The organism is Ruminococcus difficilis (assembly GCF_016680995.1).
Map to the genome: position 1 here is coordinate 13828 of NZ_JAEQMG010000105.1, position 20833 is coordinate 34660.

At 48.0% G+C, this 20833-nt stretch carries 16 protein-coding genes and 2 tRNA genes; 8 read left to right on the forward strand and 10 right to left on the reverse strand.

Going from position 1 to position 20833, the window contains the following annotated elements; all coding sequences use genetic code 11:
* Positions 1-12: 12 nt before the first annotated feature.
* Positions 13-1728, reverse strand: a complete 1716-nt coding sequence (locus JKK62_RS10215; protein ID WP_201427800.1) for a phospho-sugar mutase — start codon at positions 1726-1728, stop codon at positions 13-15.
* A gap of 272 nt (positions 1729-2000) precedes the next feature.
* Here JKK62_RS10215 and JKK62_RS10220 point away from each other — a divergent pair, with 272 nt between their 5' ends.
* Positions 2001-3050, forward strand: a complete 1050-nt coding sequence (locus JKK62_RS10220; protein ID WP_201427801.1) for a DUF5640 domain-containing protein — start codon at positions 2001-2003, stop codon at positions 3048-3050.
* Between the two features lie 45 nt (positions 3051-3095).
* Here the strand turns inward: JKK62_RS10220 and JKK62_RS10225 are convergent, their stop codons facing one another.
* The 3 genes from JKK62_RS10225 to hemW all read right to left on the reverse strand — a co-directional run bounded on the left by JKK62_RS10225 (position 3096) and on the right by hemW (position 5954).
* Positions 3096-4508, reverse strand: coding sequence for a dockerin type I repeat-containing protein (locus JKK62_RS10225; RefSeq protein WP_201427802.1), 1413 nt, complete (start codon positions 4506-4508; stop codon positions 3096-3098).
* 198 nt (positions 4509-4706) lie between these two features.
* Positions 4707-4795, reverse strand: a tRNA-Ser gene (locus JKK62_RS10230).
* A 46-nt stretch (positions 4796-4841) separates the two neighbouring features.
* Entirely contained in the window at positions 4842-5954 is a 1113-nt protein-coding gene (hemW, locus tag JKK62_RS10235) for a radical SAM family heme chaperone HemW (RefSeq protein ID WP_201427803.1), read from the reverse strand.
* A 325-nt stretch (positions 5955-6279) separates the two neighbouring features.
* On the opposite strand from hemW, the gene JKK62_RS10240 reads away from it, so the two are divergent.
* From JKK62_RS10240 to JKK62_RS10265, 6 genes are all read left to right on the forward strand, one after another.
* Complete coding sequence (locus JKK62_RS10240) at positions 6280-7866, forward strand: peptide chain release factor 3 (RefSeq protein ID WP_201427804.1); 1587 nt, start codon at positions 6280-6282, stop codon at positions 7864-7866.
* Positions 7867-8070: 204 nt separating this feature from the next.
* A complete protein-coding gene (gene sigK, locus JKK62_RS10245; RefSeq protein WP_201427805.1) occupies positions 8071-8757 on the forward strand; it encodes an RNA polymerase sporulation sigma factor SigK in 687 nt (228 codons plus the stop codon).
* A gap of 185 nt (positions 8758-8942) precedes the next feature.
* The gene (locus JKK62_RS10250; RefSeq protein ID WP_201427806.1) at positions 8943-9659 is read left to right on the forward strand and encodes an N-acetylmuramoyl-L-alanine amidase; all 717 of its coding nucleotides are present in this window, start codon (positions 8943-8945) and stop codon (positions 9657-9659) included.
* 96 nt (positions 9660-9755) lie between these two features.
* A complete protein-coding gene (gene radA / locus JKK62_RS10255) occupies positions 9756-11120 on the forward strand; it encodes a DNA repair protein RadA (protein WP_201427807.1) in 1365 nt (454 codons plus the stop codon).
* Positions 11113-11808, forward strand: coding sequence for a DUF6873 family GME fold protein (locus JKK62_RS10260; RefSeq protein ID WP_201427808.1), 696 nt, complete (start codon positions 11113-11115; stop codon positions 11806-11808). Before radA ends, JKK62_RS10260 begins: the two co-directional genes overlap by 8 nt.
* A gap of 724 nt (positions 11809-12532) precedes the next feature.
* Positions 12533-13531: a tyrosine-type recombinase/integrase gene (locus tag JKK62_RS10265; protein ID WP_201427809.1), complete on the forward strand. Its 999-nt coding sequence runs from the start codon at positions 12533-12535 to the stop codon at positions 13529-13531.
* Positions 13532-13615: 84 nt separating this feature from the next.
* Here the strand turns inward: JKK62_RS10265 and JKK62_RS10270 are convergent, their stop codons facing one another.
* Both JKK62_RS10270 and JKK62_RS10275 read right to left on the reverse strand, forming a co-directional pair.
* The gene (locus JKK62_RS10270) at positions 13616-13978 is read right to left on the reverse strand and encodes a GntR family transcriptional regulator (protein ID WP_201427810.1); all 363 of its coding nucleotides are present in this window, start codon (positions 13976-13978) and stop codon (positions 13616-13618) included.
* Positions 13979-14250: 272 nt separating this feature from the next.
* On the reverse strand, positions 14251-15450 hold the full coding sequence (locus JKK62_RS10275; protein ID WP_201427811.1) for a coenzyme F420-0:L-glutamate ligase: 1200 nt from the start codon (positions 15448-15450) through the stop codon (positions 14251-14253).
* A gap of 242 nt (positions 15451-15692) precedes the next feature.
* On the opposite strand from JKK62_RS10275, the gene JKK62_RS10280 reads away from it, so the two are divergent.
* The gene (locus tag JKK62_RS10280; RefSeq protein WP_201427812.1) at positions 15693-16448 is read left to right on the forward strand and encodes an SPOR domain-containing protein; all 756 of its coding nucleotides are present in this window, start codon (positions 15693-15695) and stop codon (positions 16446-16448) included.
* 361 nt (positions 16449-16809) lie between these two features.
* Here the strand turns inward: JKK62_RS10280 and JKK62_RS10285 are convergent.
* The 4 genes from JKK62_RS10285 to JKK62_RS10300 all read right to left on the reverse strand — a co-directional run bounded on the left by JKK62_RS10285 (position 16810) and on the right by JKK62_RS10300 (position 20713).
* Positions 16810-16883, reverse strand: a tRNA-Gly gene (locus tag JKK62_RS10285).
* A 135-nt stretch (positions 16884-17018) separates the two neighbouring features.
* On the reverse strand, positions 17019-17417 hold the full coding sequence (locus tag JKK62_RS10290) for a protein-export chaperone SecB (protein WP_201427813.1): 399 nt from the start codon (positions 17415-17417) through the stop codon (positions 17019-17021).
* Positions 17418-17556: 139 nt separating this feature from the next.
* The gene (locus JKK62_RS10295; RefSeq protein ID WP_201427814.1) at positions 17557-17979 is read right to left on the reverse strand and encodes a PepSY domain-containing protein; all 423 of its coding nucleotides are present in this window, start codon (positions 17977-17979) and stop codon (positions 17557-17559) included.
* Positions 17980-18175: 196 nt separating this feature from the next.
* Positions 18176-20713 carry a dockerin type I repeat-containing protein gene (locus JKK62_RS10300; RefSeq protein ID WP_201427815.1) on the reverse strand — a complete coding sequence of 846 codons (2538 nt, stop codon included), beginning with the start codon at positions 20711-20713 and terminating at the stop codon, positions 18176-18178.
* Positions 20714-20833 lie beyond the last annotated feature (120 nt).

Sequence of the window (20833 nt, forward strand, 5' to 3'; positions counted from 1 at the left end):
GATCAATATTGCTTATTTCAGATAACCGTTCATATCCTCGGCGATTTGGTCGGTGATCGCTTTCGCTTCATCAGCGGTAGTACCGATCGCGGTGATATATATCTTGATCTTCGGCTCGGTGCCGGAGGGTCTGACGATCGCGCAGTGACCGCCCTCGGTGGTGTAGGAAAGGACATTGGACTTAGGCAGGTCGATCTTCTCGGTAGCGCCTGTCACCAGATCGGTTGCCACATGGGTATCATAGTCGGCAACGGATACAACCTTGTAGCCGGCAATCGTTTTGGGCGCGTTCTCACGCAGGCTGTCCATGATGCCCGCCATCTTCTGCATACCCTCAGCGCCTTCAAAGTAGAAGTTCAGCGTGGTGTTCAGATAATAGCCGTATTCGTTATAGATGCCGTCGATGATATCGACAAGGGACTTGCCCTGCTTCTTATAATATGCCGCCATCTCGCAGATCAGCATGGAAGCGACGACCGCGTCCTTATCTCTGACATAGGTGCCGGCAAGATAGCCGCAGCTCTCTTCAAAGCCGAATACAAAGCGGCCTTCTTCATCCTTCTGTTCCAGACCGAGGATGATCTCACCGATATACTTAAAGCCTGTCAGGCAGTTTCTCAGCTCGCAATCGTACTTTTTGCAGATCGCTTCAATGATCTTGGTGGTAACGATCGTCTTGACGACAACGGGATCCTTGGGGAGGTTGCCCAGCGCCTTGCGACTCTTGAGGATATACTCGGTGAGCATCGCGCCGATCTCGTTACCGGTGTACAAGCGATAGGTGCCGTCGGCACGCTTTGCGGCGATGCTGACACGGTCGGAGTCGGGATCAGTCGCCAGGAGCAGATCAGCGTCGTTCGCTTTGCAGTATTCCAGACCCTTTTCAAGCGCTTCTTCCAGCTCGGGGTTGGGGAAGGGGCAGGTGGTAAAGTTGCCGTCGGGCATCTCCTGTTCCTTGACGATCACGACATTCTCCATGCCTACGTCGGAAAGAACGCGTCTGACGAGCTTATTGCCCGCGCCGTTGAGAGGCGTATAGACGACCTTCAGATCGGTACCCTTGCAGATACCGGCGTTGACCTGATTCTTCTTGACCTCGTCCAGATAGCTGTCATAGACAGCATCCTTGACATATTCAATCGAACTGTTCCGGAGCGCTTCATCAAAATCGCAGAGCTTAACGTCGTCAAACATATCCAGCGCCTGGATCTCGTCGAATACCATACCCGCGGCAACGTCTGTCATCTGGCAGCCGTCTTCGCCGTATGCCTTATAGCCGTTATACTTCGCGGGATTGTGGCTCGCGGTGACCATGATACCGGCAACGCAACCCAAATGACGAACCAGATAGCTGAGTACCGGAGTGGGCTCGAGTTCCTCTGTGATATACGCTTTGATGCCGTTCGCCGCCAGTACACGCGCCGCCTCGATCTTGAAGAGATCGGAATTGATGCGGGAATCATGAGAGATCGCCACGGCGCCTGTACCGTATTTCTTCTTGATATAATTCGCAAGACCCTGTGTCGCGTGACGTACAACATAAATATTCATTCTGTTAGTGCCCGCGCCGAGTACACCGCGCAGTCCGGCAGTGCCGAATTTCAGCGGAGTATAAAAGCGGTCATAGATCGCGTCATTGTCATCCTTGACGTCGTTCAGCTCCTGCACCAACTGCGGGTCTTCGGTCGCTTTTTCAAGCCATTCCTTGTAAATGTTCATATAATCCATCAAATCACCCTATGATTCAAATTTGGTATAATAAACCACCTAAACTATATCATAAAACACGCTTATTGACAATATCTAAACTTAAGTTTATGTAAATAAAACAAAAAAACGGATATATGATAATCATAATCACCAAATAATGATAATTCTATGATGTATTAAGGCAGAAATTTGTCGAATGACACAAAAAGAAGTTTATTCAAAAACAAGGTCTTGATTTTGGATTATATCTGTAGTATGATATACAATGATTGAAAATAGGAGGCATATTTATGAGTGAAAAAACGAATCCCGAATTAAACACCGAAGAAATCGCAGCCTCTGTGTCCGAAGATACAGAAACTACTGTATTGAGCGATAACGATGAAGCTGTTGTTGCACAAAGCAACGAAGCTATCGTTCCCGATGACACAGAGAATACTGTTTCAGCCGATACCGCAACCGTTGAAGCAGCTGCCGATACCGCAGTCAATGAAGAACTCACCGATATCGCAGCTACCGAAGAAGAACAGTCGAAGAAGAAATCCGGTCTGCAAAAGCCGATCATCATCGCGTGCTGCATCGTACTGGTCGCTATCCTCGGATTTCTCGGTTATATGGCGTTCTTCCTGAAAGAACCCGAAAACGTTACATGGTCTAACGACGTCAACGATGTGACTTATTATTATGAGTTCAAATCCGACGGTACCTTCACCGGCTACTTGGGAAGCATCGAAATGAACGGTTCTTTCCAGAAGACGAATGACGAGAACGGCAAGACCATCACCTTGGACAAATCATTCGGCAGCTTCTATCAGGGAGCGCCCGCTACTTATTCCATCAAGGGCTCCAGACTGTTCGGCAATCAGGAGATGTCCTGCTCTTATTCCGAGGAATACGAGTTCACCCTGAAGCAGTCAAAGAGAGACAAGAAGATGCTGGATCTTCCCGAGGATTTCACTGCTGACGAAAGCCTTGTCGGTTCATGGATCTTCAAGTACATGAACTACGATATCTATAAGGTAACCTTCAATAAAGACGGTTCCATGGTTCTGGAATTCTTGCAGGACGGCGTGAAATACAACGGTATTTATACCATTGACGGTTCCACCATCAACTTCACCTACTATGTGACGGATTCAACGGTCGTTCCGATCGATTACGCCGTAGACGGTGATTACCTGACCTTTATGGGTTATCAGTTCGTTCGTGAGGGCAGCGACGCTGAAAAGGCTACCTCCGATCAGGCGAATATGATCCCTCAGGCAAATAATCAGGCTCAAGAAACACAGGCAGCCGAAGCTGTAACAGAAGCAGCAGAAGCAAAAGAAGCAGCTGAATAAATCAAACATGAAACAACCCCGCCGATCCGGCGGGGTTTCGTTTATCTATATGATACTTTTCAATTTTGCCGCGTCGCAAACATCGACTTTGTTATCTTTCGTCACATCCGCGGCAAGCATATACACACCGTTGAAATCGGACGCTCCGATCAGATAATCCATCAACGTGTTCAAGTCCCGCGAGTTACAGCTTCCTTCACCCGTGATATCGCCGTTGATCGCCAATTCATAGGTATAGATGAATTCGTCGGATTCAAACACGGCGGTCATCGCCGTACCGATATTGCCGCTCTTTTTCACGGTGTTTCCACGATAGATCGTGAGTGAATATCCATCGTAGCTCATGTTCTTTTTGAATGCCGCTACCGTCGTTTGCGGTGAAATACCGGAGATATAGTAGCGCGTAGGATCCACATGATAGACATCGGAGGAGATCAAGGATGATCCCGCGCTTTGCTGTTGACCCGAATGATTCACTGCGTTATCACCGCCATTGGAGGACTTTGCCGACTGATCTCCGCCGTTTTCATCCGATTGCTCATCACCGGGATCATCATTAACTCTCAGCGAGGTGAAGGCGCTTTGACTGACCGTAAATGATACGGAACCACCGGAAGCGATCAAGCTGTTACCGTTCGCGTAAACCGAGATCACCTGTCCCGATGCATGATAATAGGCGATCTTTTCACCCGAGTCGAGATCATACGCGTTGATGGTACTGCCGTTCGGATAATAAAGCGTGTTTCCGATGACGCAAACCGACGCCGCTCTGTTATCGGCGTCAACGGAAAACAGATAGGATACCCGATCACCGTTTAGCTCATATACTTTACCGTGTCCGGATACAAGAATCCTGCTGTCGGCAGGGAAGAGGGGCGTATCGACCTTATCTCCCGCCAACGCGTTGAAGCGATTCGATGACAGTTGATACAGCGTATCACCGGCGACGGCGTAGATGCCGCCGCGATATCCGCCGAAAACAGCATTGATCTCACTGTCAAAGCGATATCGGCCGAGATAACCTCCGCTGTATGAGAAAGCAATCAGTTCATGATCGTCCTGAACGTTCTCGATATAGATCGCGCCGTTATCGCAGGCGAAATCCGTATTGTTATACAGTAACGCGTCATTGATCACAAAACCCTCTAAATAATCGGTATCTGTATAATAAACAAATACAGAGAGTTGATTCCTTCTGACGTCCTCACACAACAACACCGCCTTGCCCCGATAGGCACAGACCGAACGAATAGGGGAGGGAACATCTACGCCCGCGTTGAGCGTATGAGAAGCGTAGCGGGTGATATCCGCATGGGAGCCGTTGAAACGGATGAAGTAGATACCGGTATCATCTGCGCTTTGATAGACGCGGGATGATTGAGGCGTATGGGCAGATGTCGGGAAGGAAGCTAACGTCAACAGTACAACACACAGGATCAGACAAAGGACCCGTTTCATTCGACCTCACCCCTTATCATTCGACATTATTTGCTGTCTATATTGATTATACAGCAGCGCATTATATAACACAAGATAAGATAAATAATTAACAATGATTGTGATCGGTAAGTGTTTTGGCTACTACATAATCATATCAACTACTTAATAAAAGAAATAACTCCATCGCCGTAAAAAGCAATGGAGTTATTCTCTTAATGGCGGAAGCGGTGGGATTCGAACCCACGAGCCCGTGAGGACTACCTGATTTCGAGTCAGGCCCGTTATGACCACTTCGATACGCTTCCGTATTCATTTGTGCAACAGTTATTTTACTTTGTTTTTTTCATAATGTCAAGTGTTTTCTAATAAATAAGCGATTACAGCGTTGGATACGAGAAAACCTTTTACACTAAGCGAGATCGCGGTGTCAGTGACATGACACAAGCCTTGCTGCTGCAATCTCTTTGCACAGGCGATCATCCTTTCACTGACCGGACGCCCGAATCGCTCCCGATATTTCTCATAATTCAACCCTTCCGTCAAGCGGAGCGCCAGCATGATATACTCGTCGCTGTCACCGCCGTCGGATTCTTTACACACAAATCCATCATAGAAGCGCTGAAAATCACTGTCATAATAAAAGCGCTTGCCGTCGATAAAGGAGTGAGCGGAGGGCCCGAGTCCAAGATATTCATCATCGTGCCAATAATGCAGATTATGGCGGCTCTCACGCCCTTTTACAGAGAAATTGGAAATCTCATATTGACGATAGCCCAGCGACGACAGCTTCTCCACCGTATGCTCATAGAATCCGGCCTGTTCATCGTCATTGAATAACGGCAACTGATCTTTCATTGCGCCAAACCGCGTGCCTTCTTCGATTTTCAGGATATAGGCGGAGATATGCTGTACATAGCAGGACGAACAAAAATCCAGTGTTGCGTCAAGTGAATCGATCGTTTGCTCCGGGATCGCAAGCATCACATCCAGCGAGATATTGTCAAATCCCGCATTTTGCGCGCTTTCTACGGTACGGCGCGCGTCATCGACAGTGTGACGGCGGCCGAGGAGTTTCAGCTCGTTTTCGTTAGCGCTCTGTAAGCCGATCGAAAGACGATTGAAGCCCGCCTGCTTCATCAGTTTGAAATCCAGCTCATTTGTTGATGAAGGGTTGACCTCGACCGTGATCTCAGCGTTTTCGCTGATATCAAACGACTGATAAACAGAATCCAAAATATGAATCAGGCGTTCATGACCGAGTAGGGAAGGGGTACCGCCGCCGAAATAGACAGTATCAACCGGGCGGTCGATTCTTTTGCACCATGCTTCGATACTGTCAAGTAAATGCTCTGTATATTCGTTTAGTTCAGCATCGTCCTTACGCGGACGACGGCTAAAAAAATTGCAATAGGCGCATTTGCCATCACAAAACGGGATATGCAGATAAAGTCCGATCGGATCCATAGCGTCTCCTTCATGTGGAAAAATCCACTGTTTATCACAAAAATGCTATACAAAGGGGTGAGGCAGGAACTCGCGTTCCTGCCTCAAATTTGGAAGGTATATGAAAAAACTTAGATGAATTCTTGTTTGTACTGCTATTTTAATAAAATATCAGAAAAAAGTCAAGTGCATTTGGTCAATTTAACGTAGAAAAAACACCCCCAAAGTTGTTGACTTTTACTATAGAATAATAGTAAAATTATATCGTATCACTAAAAACACATATGTTTCCTATTGCACATTGCACTATGGAACTGTCATATTGACGAATGCACGGAGGTATGAATTGAGCACTTTGACCGAACAAATCGAGAAACGACGCACATTCGCGATCATCTCCCATCCCGACGCCGGTAAAACGACGTTGACCGAAAAACTGCTGTTATACGGCGGCGCGATCAACTTAGCGGGTTCCGTAAAGGGAAAGAGAACTGCTAAGCACGCGGTATCCGACTGGATGGAGATTGAAAAACAAAGAGGTATCTCTGTCACATCATCGGTATTACAGTTCAAATATGACGGCTACTGCATCAATATTCTGGACACACCGGGACATCAGGACTTCTCCGAAGATACCTATCGTACATTGATGGCGGCTGACAGCGCCGTGATGGTGATCGACGCCTCCAAGGGTGTTGAGAACCAGACAAAAAAGCTCTTCAAGGTCTGCGTCATGCGCCATATCCCGATCATCACTTTCATCAACAAGATGGATCGTGACGCGCAGAATCCCTTTGATCTGTTGGAGGATATCGAGAATGTCCTCGGTATCAACACCTGTCCCATGAACTGGCCGATCGGCTCGGGTAAGGAATTCAAGGGCGTCTATGACCGCAAGAAGGGCAAGATCCTTTCCTATACCGCCAACAACGGACAGCGAGAGGTAGAGCAGGAGGAGATTCCGCTCGATGATCCCGATCTAGACAGCAAGCTGTTTTACGGACAGAAGGATACGCTCTTTGACGACATCGACCTGCTGGACGGCGCGGGCAATGAATTCGATATCGATATGGTGCGTAGCGGACAGCTGACTCCGGTATTCTTCGGCTCGGCACTCACCAACTTCGGTGTAGAACCATTTCTGCAGGAGTTCTTACAACTCACCACAGCGCCCTTGGCGCGTGAAGCGGGCGGTGAGATGATCGCTCCCGATTCCGATTTCTTCTCCGCGTTCGTCTTTAAGATCCAGGCAAACATGAATAAGGCGCATCGCGACCGTGTGGCATTCATGCGTATCTGCTCCGGAAAGTTCGATAAGAACATGGAGGTCTACCATGTGCAGGGCGACAGAAAGATGAAGCTCTCTCAGCCGCAGCAGATCATGGCGCAGGAGCGTGAGGTCGTAGAGGAAGCCTATGCGGGCGATATCATCGGCGTATTCGACCCCGGTATGTTCTCGATCGGCGACACCATTGTATCTCCCGGTCAGAAATTCGCGTTCAAGGGGATCCCGACCTTCGCGCCGGAGCACTTTGCGCTGGTACGCCAGAAGGATACCATGAAGCGTAAGCAGTTCGTCAAGGGCATGAACCAGATCGCGCAGGAGGGTGCGATCCAGATCTTCCACGAGCCGGAATCCGGTATGGAAGAAGTCATCGTCGGCGTTGTCGGCGTACTGCAGTTCGACGTTTTGAAATACCGCCTTGAGAATGAATACAACGTTGAGATCATCATGGAGAACACACCGTATCAGTTCATCCGCTGGATCACCTCCGAGGTCGATTATAAGGCATTGGATCTGGCTTCGGATACCAAGGTCGTAGCGGATTTCCGCGATAACAAGCTGCTGCTGTTCCGCTCGGAGTGGAGTATCGACTGGGCGCTGGAGCATAATAAGGGCTTGACCTTGCAGGATTTCGGTAACGCGGAGTAAGCGGTTGAGATTGCCACACCCCTTAGAAAGGGGTTCGCAATGACGATTTGTTTAGTGAGATTGCCACACCCCATTAAAACTGAACTCGCACCAACATATTAAATCGGTTGAGATTGCCACAGCTCATTGATGAGCTCGCAATGACTTTTTTATAGACAGGCAAAACAGAACCACCTTGTGAATACAATTTCATGAGGTGGTTTTTTGTTTGGATTCTTATCGTATATCAGCCAATACATCTTTCTGTTCATTCTGCATATCGCGCACAGTGAGAGCTTTCCGAAGCCGTTGAAAAAGGCGGAGGAGCAGCATTATCTGGAGCTCGCCGCAAAGGGAGATATCGGCGCGCGGAATATCCTTGTCGAGCATAACCTGCGCTTGGTCGCGCACATCATCAAGAAGTATTATCAAAACTACGGCGGTCAGGATGACTTGGTATCCATCGGTACGATTGGTCTGATCAAGGCGATCAACACCTTCAATATCGACAAGAACATCAAGCTGTCAAGCTACGCCTCTCGCTGTATCGAGAACGAGATCCTGATGTTCTTCCGCAACAACCGCAAATCGGCGCAGGATGTATCCCTGAACGATACGATCGATACCGACAAAGACGGTAATCCGCTGACGCTGATGGACATTATGGCGTCCGATATGGATGTAGCCGAGGATGTGGACACCAAGCTCCATCTGGAGGTATTGAGCCGCTATATCGACGAGGTATTAACGCCCAGAGAAAAAGAAGTCATCATCAAGCGGTACGGGATCGGCGGTGTGAAGATACAGACACAGCGGGAGTTGGCGAAAAAGCTGAACATCTCGCGCTCCTATATCTCACGAATCGAGAAAAAGGCTTTGGAAAAGCTGAGGAGCCGTTATGAGCAGGGATAAGATATAAGGTTGAGATTGCCACAGGTTGACAAATACGTCAACCCTCGCAATGACTGTTTTAATGTGGGATTGCAATCGATTGTCACACCGGGTAACATTCTTAATGACGAGCGATAAATCTTGACTATATCGGAATTTAAAGTATAATGAAATCAGTGCTTTCATATACATATCTCGGTGATCGTATGAAAGTCAAAACCATATATCTGATGATACTGGCGGTTATATTGATAACCTTTTGCCTTGTAATGTATTCGGCATTCTCCAATATCACCGCGCGTACCGCTGCCGATTCATTGGAGCAACAGCCGATGATCGTGATCGACGCGGGTCACGGCGGAGAGGACGGCGGAGCCGAAGTCGACGGCGTACTGGAAAAGGATATCAACCTGAGTATCGCCGGAAAGCTCTCTGAGATCCTGCGCCTTTGCGGATGCCGCGTGACAGAGATCCGTGACGAGGATATTTCCGTCTACGACAGTGACGCGCAAACACTCAGAGAGAAGAAGGTCTCCGATCTCAAGCGGCGTGTGGAGATCGCCAACGAAAGCGGCAACAATATTCTGGTCAGTATCCATCAGAACAAGTTCGATAACAGCGCCTACAGCGGTGCTCAGCTGTTCTATTCATCCAACCATGATGACAGTCGGGTGCTGGCGGAAAGTATCCGCGGCGCGATCACATCACTGCTGCAAAAGGATAATACGCGCGAGCTCAAGCCCGCAGGCTCCGATATCTATTTGCTCGATCACGCCGAAGTCCCCGCCGTGATCGTCGAATGCGGATTCTTGTCCAATCAACAAGAACGGTCAAAGCTGATGGATGACGACTATCAGAATGAAATGGCATACGCCGTCGCGATGGGTGTGTTGGAATATATCAACGCTTATGATACTCGCTGAAGCTCGAACAATCTAATACAATTCCTCAGTCGGCTTTGCCGACAGCTCCCTTTCCCAAAGGGAGCCTGATAATAATATAGAAAAGGAATATGAATTATGGCTAAGATCAAAAGTGTATATATCTGCTCGGAATGTGGCTACGAAAGCCCCAAATGGTACGGAAAATGTCCGTCCTGCGGCGAATGGAACACCATGAACGAGGAGATCAAGGATACCGCGAAAACCGCATCCGCGTCGCGTTCTCACGCGACTGCCTACGCGCCTCCGGTACATATCCGCGAGATCGACACCACAGACGAGATCCGCTATCAGACCGGCTCCAAGGAGCTCGATCGCGTGATGGGCGGCGGCATCGTCAAGGGCAGTCTGATTCTCTTAGGCGGCGATCCCGGTATCGGTAAATCGACCATCCTGCTGCAAATCTGCGAATACCTCGGCAGAAGCTTGAAGATCCTCTATGTATCGGGTGAGGAAAGTAAACGTCAGCTAAAATTGCGTGCCGAGCGTCTCGGCGTCAATTCCGAGAATCTGTACATCTTGACGCAGACCGATGTAGAGCTGGTTTGCGAGACCATCCGTCAGGACAAGCCCGATATCGTGATGATCGACTCCATCCAGACGATGTCGCTGTCGGAGCTGAATTCCTCGCCGGGCTCGGTGACGCAGGTTCGTGAGTCCACCAACTTCTTCATGCGTACCGCAAAAAGCATGGATATCCCGATGATCATCGTCGGTCATGTCAACAAAGAAGGCTCCATCGCGGGTCCGAAGGTACTCGAACACGTCGTGGACGCGGTACTGCACTTTGAGGGCGACAGACAGATGAGCTATCGCATCCTCAGAGCGGTCAAGAACCGTTACGGCTCCACCAATGAGATCGGTGTATTTGAGATGACGGACGAAGGGCTCAAAGAGGTCGAAAACCCCTCTCTGATGCTGATTTCCGGCAGACCGAAGAACGTCAGCGGCACCTGTATCGCGTGCGCGATGGAGGGTACCCGTCCGATCCTGGCGGAGATCCAGGCTTTGGCGGCGTCTACGGGATTCGGCAATCCGCGCAGGATGTGCACGGGTTTTGATTACAACCGCATGAACATGATCATCGCGGTGTTGGAAAAACGCGCCGGTTACTATTTCAACAACACCGATGCCTACATCAATGTTGTCGGAGGCTTACGATTGGATGAAACCGCAGTCGATCTGGCGGTCGGTATCGCGCTGATATCCTCGCTCAAGGATGTACCCGTCAATGAGAACGCGATCGCGTTCGGCGAGATCGGACTTGCCGGAGAGATCCGCTCCGTCAGTCATGTACAGCAGCGCGTCAGCGAAGCGGTGCGTCTGGGCTTCACCAAGATCATCATCCCGTCGCATAACAAGAAGGATATCACCGGCATCAACGGCGTAGAGATCGTGCCGGTCAAGAATGTACGTCAGGCGTTTGAGGCGATCTGTGAATAAAGCGATCCTATCAACAAAGCGCCCACAGTTTGCCGCAAAATTGCGGGAATACGGGTATGAGATCATCCAAAGTGAAACCATACCGTGCAGTATGCCGTATGAGCGCGATCACGCCGATCTACAGTGCCTCATACTCGACGATACGGCTTTTGTCCTGTCGTGCTGTACACGCCTTTCTGAGGCGCTTTTCCGCGATTATCATGTGATATCATGCGGCGAAAAATTCAACGGCAGTTATCCCGATAACACCTGTCTGAACGCCGAATACTGCGGCGATAAACTGATCGGAAGAGTTGCGTCATTGGACGAAAAAGTCAAAGCATACTGCCATGAACACGAGATCGAATTAATTAATGTTAATCAGGGGTACGCGAAATGCTCCTGCGTTCACATCGCGGAAAACGCCGTGATCACAGAGGATAACGGTATCATAAGCGCCTTGCGGAATACTGAAATCGATGTGTTCCCGATAGGGAAGGGGAGTGTACGGCTCGACGGAGCGGAATACGGCTTTCTCGGCGGCGCTTCGGGATATGATCGTGATAAGCATACCGTATACTTCTGCGGCGATATCGATCGACATCCCGATTCGGAGCGAATCAAGCGCTTTTGCGAAATAAATCATACAAATGTAATCAGCTTATCGGAAGATGAATTGACCGATATAGGCGGGATCACATTTTGTTAAATAATTCACAATGTAGGGGAGTAGGCAAAAAACATTGAATAGGCGAGATAATACGCTTGATAACAGTACGATTAAATAATCTCCCTTCGGTCAATCAACACAGACAATTCATCCGCTATAGTTCGGAGGAACCTGCCTTTCACAATAAAAGGCTATTTTTCATAAATCAAATGATCAAATCAATGATCGGCAAAGCTTTAACCGTGGCTTCGTCGATCATCTTAATTTAACGGATCATTGATGAAAATCTATCATAATATGATTATTATATTAAACAAAACGCAAAGAATTATTGATTCAGTTTTTTTGAAATGAACCGAACATCATTCAGAAAAAACTGAGACGATAAAAATGAGAGAAGTTATGAAATAAATGATGAGATAAATGAAAAGCAAACACCCGAGAAACATTTCGATCAGAAAACAGAACATATAAAATCAATACAATATATTACCGATAAACAAATAAATACACTGCAATCGCTATAATCGTTACTACTCTGAAAAACGCTTAAAAACACGCTTTTCCGGCTATATCTCAAAATATGCCCTCCCCTAAATTACATAAAATATTAATTTTGTTTATTCTTCTAATAAAGAAATTACGCCCCTCTCTTTTACTGTATAATAATAAATACAGTAAAGCGAGTCGGGCGCTTTTTACTGAAATGCTTGTCAGAGAGTAAATTGAAACTAAGTTACCGTCAACTTGTGAGGTGATTTGAATGAGTAAAAGTAATTTTGTGATCGAAGCCTCTGAGCCGATGAAAGATTTTTTGTATTATCTGCAAACCGTAAAAGGTCGTTCGCCGACAACGGTGGATGAATACTTCAATGACCTGAGAACCTTTTTCCGCTTTATCAAAAAACAAAAGCGTCTTGTCCCCCAGGATACTCCCTTTCACGATATCAAGGTGGATGACGTGGATATTCCGCTGATCTCTTCCGTTACGCTCACGGACGGGTATGAATTCATGAATTATCTGCTCCGCGTGCGAAAAAACGATAAAGCGGCTCGCGCGCGCAAAACCACCAGTATCAAATCGTTTTATCACTATCTGACCAACAAGAAGCATTTGCTGCAGGCGGATCCGCTCAAGGATCTGGAACGCCCGAACGCACGTGAAAAGAATCCCCTACCCAAATATCTGACGCTCGAACAAAGCATCGAACTGCTCAATGCCGTTGACGGCAAGAACAAGGAGCGCGATTATTGTATTTTGACCTTCTTTTTGAACTGCGGTATGCGATTGGCGGAGCTGGTCGCGATGGATTATACGGACATCCGCTCCGATCATACGGCGCAGATCATCGGTAAAGGCAGCAAAAAGCGCATCATCTACCTCAACGACGCCTGTATGGCGGCATATGAAGCGTATATGAGAGTGCGTCCGGTGGACGGTGTGCGTGCCGATGATAAATACGCGCTGTTCCTCTCCGCGCAAAAGCGCCGTATCTCTCGAGAAATGGTACAAAAAATGGTCTACAAATACCTCGAAAAGATCGGTCTGGACTCACAGGGTTATTCGGTGCACAAGCTGCGCCACACCGCCGCCACGCTGATGTATCAGCACGGCAATGTCGATATCCGCGTACTGAAGGATGTACTGGGTCACGAAAGCCTGAGCACAACCGAGATCTACACACATCTTGATTCACGCCAGATCGAAGCCGCCGCAAAGAGCAACCCCCTATCAAAAGTCAAACCGAAAGGGAATAAATAGATTGCTGATTTCAAAACAACCGAATATCGTATAATAATACACTCACACCCCGTTGCAGCAATGCAGCGGGGTGTTATCATATAATCACGAATAACGAAAGCCTTTAATGATCGATATGATCTCTTTCTTATCCAAGCCGAAGCTCTGCATTTCATTCAGATAATCCGCCGTTTTTGTGTGGATCATCTGATCAAGAATATCTTTCGCTATATCGACACGATCACTGACGTACCAGCCGGAACCGCGCTTGGAATAGATAACGCCTCGTTGTTCCAACAGCACATAGGCTTTCTGTACGGTGTTTGGTGTAACATCAGCCTCAGCGGCAACCTCACGCACCGACGTCAATCTCTCACCGGGAGTAATATCACCGGATGCGATCATCACACAAATAGTATCACAAATCTGCGGACAGATCGCCCGATTCTTATCTAATCGCCAATCCATATTATTCACCTGCTGTATTATTGTATTACTACAGTAACACAGTTTGTTATATCTGTCAATAGCAGATATAAAAACGAGATAAAAATAAACCTCTTAAAACATGTCATTGAGTTAAGAAAATGAATCTCGCTTACGCTCAATCAATTAATACAATTCCTCAGTCGCCAATGGGCGACAGCTCCTTTTACCAAAAGGAGCCTTCTTAACTCTAAATTCAACATCAAAAAAGGAGCACGATACAGAACCGTGCTCCTCCCCTATTCTCTGTATTATCAGTCGTTGGTGTAGTTATCGAAATAGCCCTGAACCAGTACGACAGGCGTACCCTTATCGCCGGAACCGGAGGTAAGGTCGCACAGGGAGCCGATCAGGTCGGTCAGCTGTCTGGGAGTCGTACCCTGAGAAGCCATGTTGCCGACGAGGTTCGCGTCCTTGGTCTTGATACTCTCCGAGATCGCCGCTTTCAACTCATCGCCGTCGAGATGCTTGAAATCGTTATCCGCGAGATACTTGAGCTTGAGCTCGTTGGGCGTACCAATCAGACCGGAGGTATGCGCCGGAGATACGACCGGATCGGCAAGCTCCCATATCTTACCCTGAGGATCCTTGAACGCGCCGTCGCCGTATACCATGACTTCAACGTTTTTACCGGTAGCGGACTTGATCTTTGCCTGAATATCCTCTACCAGCGGCTGAGCGTTCTGCGGGAACAGCTTGACGGTATCTTCGGTAGACTTGTTGGAGCCTAACAGACCGTAGTTCTCGTTATATCCGGAGCCATCTACAGGCGCGTTCATGATGTCATCGAGACCCAGAACGATTTTAGCGCCCGCTTCTTTGAGGATGCGCTTGGTGCGCTTGCGGGTGTGGATATCGCAGGTGAGAACGGTATCGGTATAGTCGAGAATGGTCTTGGGACGGTTAGCAAAGATGATCTCTACCTCTGCCCCACTCTCTTTGATCAGGTTAGCGTAATAATCGACGTAGTCAACGCCGGTGAATTCATGCTTGTTGACGCCGAACAGTTCACGGTAACGCTCAAGCGTCAGCACATCGCTGTAAGGATTGACGCCCGCCTCATCGATCTTATCGATGGAGACCAGCTCATTACCTACCTCATCGGACGGATAGGACAGCATGAGGACGATCTTTTTGCATCCCATCGCGATACCGCGCAGGCAGATCGCAAAGCGGTTGCGGGACAGGATCGGAAAAATCACGCCGACAGTATCGCCGCCGAGCTTCGCCTTTACATCATCGGCGATATTCTGAACCGTAGCATAGTTGCCCTGCGCGCGTGCTACGATCGACTCAGTGACCGCGATAACGTCTTTATCACGAAGTGAAAAGCCCTCGCTGTCTGCGGCAGCCAGAACGCTGTCAGTCACGATCGAAGCCAGATCGTCACCGGTACGGATGATCGGGCAACGGATACCGCGGGAAATGGTACCGACTAATCTTTCATTACTCATTTCATATACGCTCCTTTAGCAATTTAATAAATTAAAGCCATAGAGTATTATAATGGTATGTAGTAACTTTTTAATTCCTATATAGAATATTAGTATTTTTTATTATTGTTGATGAAACCTCCGTTGATCTTGCGTTGTGCAGGATAACTAAATATGACATATGAATTTTGGATTGCATATAGGTCGGAGATATGGTATCATAAATTCAAATATAATGACTGTATATCCAAGGAGGAAAGATAATGAAAAGGATCATTGCATTGATTATCGCCGTTTTGTCAGCTGTTGTTTTCAGTTCATGTACTACCGTAAACAATTATTATCAGCAAACCGGATCTGCCGCGAACAGTGAATCCGTAACAGATAGCATAGCTACTGAGGACAAGCCCGCTGCTTCATCTGCTCCGGTTGACAGCACACCTCAATCCGCTCCTGCAGCAAATACACCTGCTTTTAATTATAATACACCGTTTTACGGTATCTGGGTAAGCGCTTCAAAAAGCCATGACGATGCTGTGAAAGTCTCTGATGACGTCACATCAAAGGGCTTTAACGGGTTTGTGGAAACCACTACAAACTGGAGCAACTTGAATTCCGAAGAATGGTATGTTGTTACCGCCGGTAAGTATGTATCTGAGAGTGAAGCGAATGAACAGCTCAGCAAAGTAAAGAAAGACTATCCTGACGCATATGTAAAATATTCCGGAGAGTATGCAGCATCTTCCGACGGCGGTTACCCATCGTTTTACGGAATTTGGGTCTATGCCTCAAAAAGCTATGATGAAGCTTCGAGCTTTGCACAGGATGTTTCTTCAAAAGGATTCAAAGGCTTCGTTATTACCACCACCGATTGGAGCAATCTGAACAGCGAGAAATGGTATGTAGTAACCGCAGGGAAGTATGGTAGCGAGAAAGAAGCCGCTGACAGTTTGGACGATGTTCAAAAGTATTATCCTGACGCTTATGTTAAATACTCAGGAGACCATATCAATAATTGACGCTACATCCAAATACAGACGCAAATCTATCGAAAACAGTCCTCGAAAACAGTATATCCAGTTCCTTTTATTGTATAGTTTTGCCTACAGTACATTCGCCTTCGATTCCCATCATCTGCTCTTTCCTTTTTTATGGAGCAGATGATGTTAGTTTCATATTTCTGTATCGTGCGATTTCGCCTTCGGAGCAACACCGTATGTCATAAGTCATATCTACGCTCTCGATAAAAACGCCATACTATGGCGTTTTTGCGTGCGATGTGCGCTGACGCTTACATCTTCGCACTCTCGCCTTCGATTCCCTTCATCTGCTCTTTGCTTGTAAAATAAAAAGGAAGTATCGGCTGATACTTCCTTTTTATGGAGCAGATGATGGGAATCGAACCCACACGGTCAGCTTGGAAGGCTGAAGTTCTACCACTAAACTACATCTGCATTTATTGATTATAGTATATCATATCAATTTTCGTTTGTCAATCAGAAAAGGCAAGGGAGGGATCATACCCTCCCCTACCCGTTTCATTACAAAATATTCAATGAATCAGCACATGATTCCCGGATCGGAACAAATCATTTTTTCTCGGGATTATCGATACGATAGATTTCCTGGTTATCGATATCGATATTCGGGATGATGACCGGCTGGATACCGCAGTTAGCGGTAATGGTGGTGATCAGAGCCTTGGCGTACGGAAACAGCGCCTTGAAGGTCTCGGTATGGATCAGTTCCTTCTTCTCGCCTTCTTTATACGCGAAAATACCGACGATGATCACACGGATCTTAAACGCCTCGGTATTCTCTTTGTCGTGGACTTCGATATCAAAGGTACCCTTCGCGACATTCTTGTTGTTCGCATACTGCACCTGATAGGAATACTTGTTGCCCAGAGAGATCTTGGTACCGTTCTCCAAGGTGTTCGCAAAATCGATTTTATCAACTTTAAAAGCCTGTAAGTTTACTACTGCCATTGTCATTCTCCTTCATTTGATAAAGATTATAAATCCGTGGATCGTTATGTATTATAGACTATTTTTCTTAAAAAGTCAAACAAGGCATATAACCGCTTTTTCGGTTATATGCCTGTCTGTTTAATCAAAAGAAAGAATATCAATCGTCGTTGACCGGCTCTTTGCCTTTTTCCATGATCGCACCGGTTTTTGCGTTAATATCGTAATCGTACTCATAACCGTTATAGGTGAATTCGATCTCGTATTTTTCAACGCCGTCATCGGTATCAAGCTTTTCTTTGGTAAACTGAACCTGAGACGCGTCTAAGCCTGCGTCTATGAGAGCGGTGGTCTTAGCGGTTTCGATGTCGATTTTGTCGTTGTTCTGCTGCGCGGCGGGAGCCTCAGTTGCCGCAGGAGCGGGAGCCTGTGTTGCGGGCGCTGCAGTTGCGGGAGCCGCGGTTGCAGCGGGTGCGGGAGCTTCCGTTGCCGCAGGCTTGCTCTGCTGAGAGGAACAACCGGCAAACAGTCCGACGGACAGGATGGTCATAGCAATTAAAGATAACGCGATAATTTTTTTCATTTTAAAATCTCCTTTTTAAGTAAAATTTGAAAATCCGATCGGTCACATCTTTGTGCTGTTTCAAAATGATCCAAGCACCGAGCGATGAACTTCACTTGATTTCCTTGACTGTGACTAAAGTATAGCACACAGATCTTTGCAACTTCTTTGCAAATTGTCGAAGAATTTGAAAAATCTCAATATTTTTTCAATTTGATCAGATCTCGATCTTTTCGCCGGGAGTCAGATCGCCGAGAACACCGTTGCTCAGTACAGATACGCTCGCCTCTGCGACGACGCCGTTATTCGTGATCTGAGCGTCAGCGTCTTTATTGATCACGCTGGGATAAGGCTCACTGAGTTCTCTGCGTTCCTCGGTCTTGGTCGGATCATTCGGATCGGGAGTGATCGGAACGACCGCCTCGGTGACCTCACATACATACAGATGACCGACATAGAGCACATCGCCGCCGATATTGTTGAACTTCGCGTAGATGTTCAGAATACCGGGAACAAGAACGACATCGCCGTAGTTATTGAGCTGAGCGTTCACATTCTTATGACCCTCAGCATCCGAACCGATGAACAGTGTGCCGGGCACAACGTCCGGGTTGACATTATATTTCTGGGTTGCTTCATCGAGCACGGTAACGTCATCCTTCCATGTCAGCTGGATGCCCTTGTGATAATCGATCGTGCCCTTATCGGGATCCTGTGCCGTGATGACGTCGTCATACTTGCCGTAGTTGTTGATCGTACCGAGCACATACATGTTGCCCTTCAAGGAAACACAGCCGTAGTTATCGAGGATACCGCCGTCTTCGATCAGAATGTTGGACGCCTTCATATCGGTTACGGTCGACTGCTGCTGCTCCTGCTCCTGTGAGCTGGGCTGCAGAGGCTTGACCTCCAGACCTTCGATATTGATAACGCCTTTGTTGATGATCTTACCGCCGTTATGAATGGTGATCACACCGTTGTCCAGAGTAGCGGTATCGCCGGAAGGAGTCTGCTCTCCCCCACCCTGTGTCTGGGTAGCGGCGTCGTATTCGACCTCGAGCTGGCAGGATTCGTCGATGATCAGCGTACCGCCGTTATCGACCTCCATGCTCGCGTTGTTGCCGATCGCCAGTTCAGCGCCGGAGGTTTTGGATTTATCGGTGATGGTCAGGGTCGCGTTATTCTTTACGGTCAGACCAGCGGTACCGGTAGCGGTGTGGTTGGCGACCTGGATATCAAAGCTGTTGACGTCCAGAATAACGTTACGAGGATTATCCTCGGCGCCCTCGACCAGTAATCCTTCGAGAACCGGCACTTCACAGATCAGCTTGATCGTATGAGAATCATAATCGGGGAACGCGATCGCGCTGGTCAGCGACCAGTATTCGGGCTCGTCATGATCTATCTCATGGTTATCCGCAGTCACGTCGATCTCAAGATCGGAGCCCTTGACAAGATAGCTTGTCGCGTTATTCTCCGCGGTGAACGCATCCGCCTTGAAGAATTTAGCCATGACCTTATTCGCGTGCTCGGTATCGGTAGAGGTGGGATCATACGCGAGAATGGGGTCATAATCCCATGTTTCGTCGACATACATGCTCAGCTTGATGTCAGCGCTCGGCGCGTCAGCAGCGCCTGCGTCGGCGCCCGCGGAGAGCTTGCCCGAGGAATTGATGATGATATCGACATAGGGCTTGGTCTGATAATTACCGGTGGTATCCTTCAGCGCCGCGCCGTTATCCGCGATGGAGAAGGATCTGGTGTTGCTGCCCAGTCCGTCGCCGAAGCCCGCGCCGTAGACGCACCAGTTACCGTCGACATCGACATAAGACAGCGAGGTGTTGTTGACGTCAGCGGTGATGCCGGTATCGGTACCATCCACAAACCAATGTCCGGTCGCTTCATCGATAACAGGTCGGTTGGTTTTCTGTGTGCCGTCCGCGTTCAAGCCGCTGATACCGGTGCTGATACCGCCCTGCATACCTGCCATGGCGATCATCGCTTTATTACTCTCCTGCTTGACATGCAGATAACCTGTTTTGCCGTCGATCAGATCGCTGACGTCGACGCGCACGATATAGTAGGAACCGTCAAAACCGGACGCCTTTTTATGGATGGACACATTGCCGTCCGCGTCGGTGACCTTCTCATCGATCACTCTGTGTCTGAAATAGCTGTAGGGAGCAGTGATATCATCCTCTGACAGCCCTTCATTCATTGTCCATTCAACAGGACCGGTCTTCGTCTCAAAGCCGTTTGCGGCGCCCATGATGATCGCGGGAGCCTCGGTAGTAGGACCGTCCTTGAGGTTCTGCTTCGCGATACTGGGGATACCGATGGTCTTGGGAGAATCACCGTCCAGCTTATCACCCACGACAGCCTTGACCTCATAGACGCCGGGTGTTCCGTTGAGCAAATCCGCGTTCAGAGAATAGGTGTATCCATAATCAAACACCGTTTCATTGATGCCGTCAGGAGCATAGGATTTGTTCAAATAGCGCTGGATAAAGGTGGCGTCCAATACGGTGATCTCGGAGTCTTTATCCACATCGGCAGCCTTTTTCGCGGTGTCGGAAAGAACGGCCGCATTTACCAAATAGCGCTGAATCGTTGTGGCGTCGACGATTTCCACCGCACCGTTCAGATCGGAGTCGCCGAGCTTATAGCTCTCCGCTCCTGCCGTGATCACACAGCTGAACATCAGAACAAGCGCAAGGGCAACGGGAAGTATCGCCTTCATCAATGACTTTTTCATTAGATCGCCTCCGTTTTATTGTATAATATCAATAAGATATCAAGATTATAACATGCATATTATGTAAAATCAAGATAAATATGCCATGTTTTCAAAGAGATTTCCACTTTGGAATACTCA

What these genes read in the sequence shown, in the direction of transcription:
- JKK62_RS10295 (WP_201427814.1), bottom strand. Translation starts at nt 17,979, where the DNA reads ATGAAAAAAATTATCGCGTTATCTTTAATTGCTATGACCATCCTGTCC.
- radA (WP_201427807.1), top strand. Translation starts at nt 9,756, where the DNA reads ATGGCTAAGATCAAAAGTGTATATATCTGCTCGGAATGTGGCTACGAA.
- hemW (WP_201427803.1), bottom strand. Translation starts at nt 5,954, where the DNA reads ATGGATCCGATCGGACTTTATCTGCATATCCCGTTTTGTGATGGCAAA.
- JKK62_RS10215 (WP_201427800.1), bottom strand. Translation starts at nt 1,728, where the DNA reads ATGGATTATATGAACATTTACAAGGAATGGCTTGAAAAAGCGACCGAA.
- JKK62_RS10225 (WP_201427802.1), bottom strand. Translation starts at nt 4,508, where the DNA reads ATGAAACGGGTCCTTTGTCTGATCCTGTGTGTTGTACTGTTGACGTTA.
- JKK62_RS10275 (WP_201427811.1), bottom strand. Translation starts at nt 15,450, where the DNA reads ATGAGTAATGAAAGATTAGTCGGTACCATTTCCCGCGGTATCCGTTGC.
- JKK62_RS10290 (WP_201427813.1), bottom strand. Translation starts at nt 17,417, where the DNA reads ATGGCAGTAGTAAACTTACAGGCTTTTAAAGTTGATAAAATCGATTTT.
- JKK62_RS10250 (WP_201427806.1), top strand. Translation starts at nt 8,943, where the DNA reads ATGAAAGTCAAAACCATATATCTGATGATACTGGCGGTTATATTGATA.
- JKK62_RS10265 (WP_201427809.1), top strand. Translation starts at nt 12,533, where the DNA reads ATGAGTAAAAGTAATTTTGTGATCGAAGCCTCTGAGCCGATGAAAGAT.
- JKK62_RS10300 (WP_201427815.1), bottom strand. Translation starts at nt 20,713, where the DNA reads ATGAAAAAGTCATTGATGAAGGCGATACTTCCCGTTGCCCTTGCGCTT.
- JKK62_RS10220 (WP_201427801.1), top strand. Translation starts at nt 2,001, where the DNA reads ATGAGTGAAAAAACGAATCCCGAATTAAACACCGAAGAAATCGCAGCC.
- JKK62_RS10280 (WP_201427812.1), top strand. Translation starts at nt 15,693, where the DNA reads ATGAAAAGGATCATTGCATTGATTATCGCCGTTTTGTCAGCTGTTGTT.
- JKK62_RS10270 (WP_201427810.1), bottom strand. Translation starts at nt 13,978, where the DNA reads ATGGATTGGCGATTAGATAAGAATCGGGCGATCTGTCCGCAGATTTGT.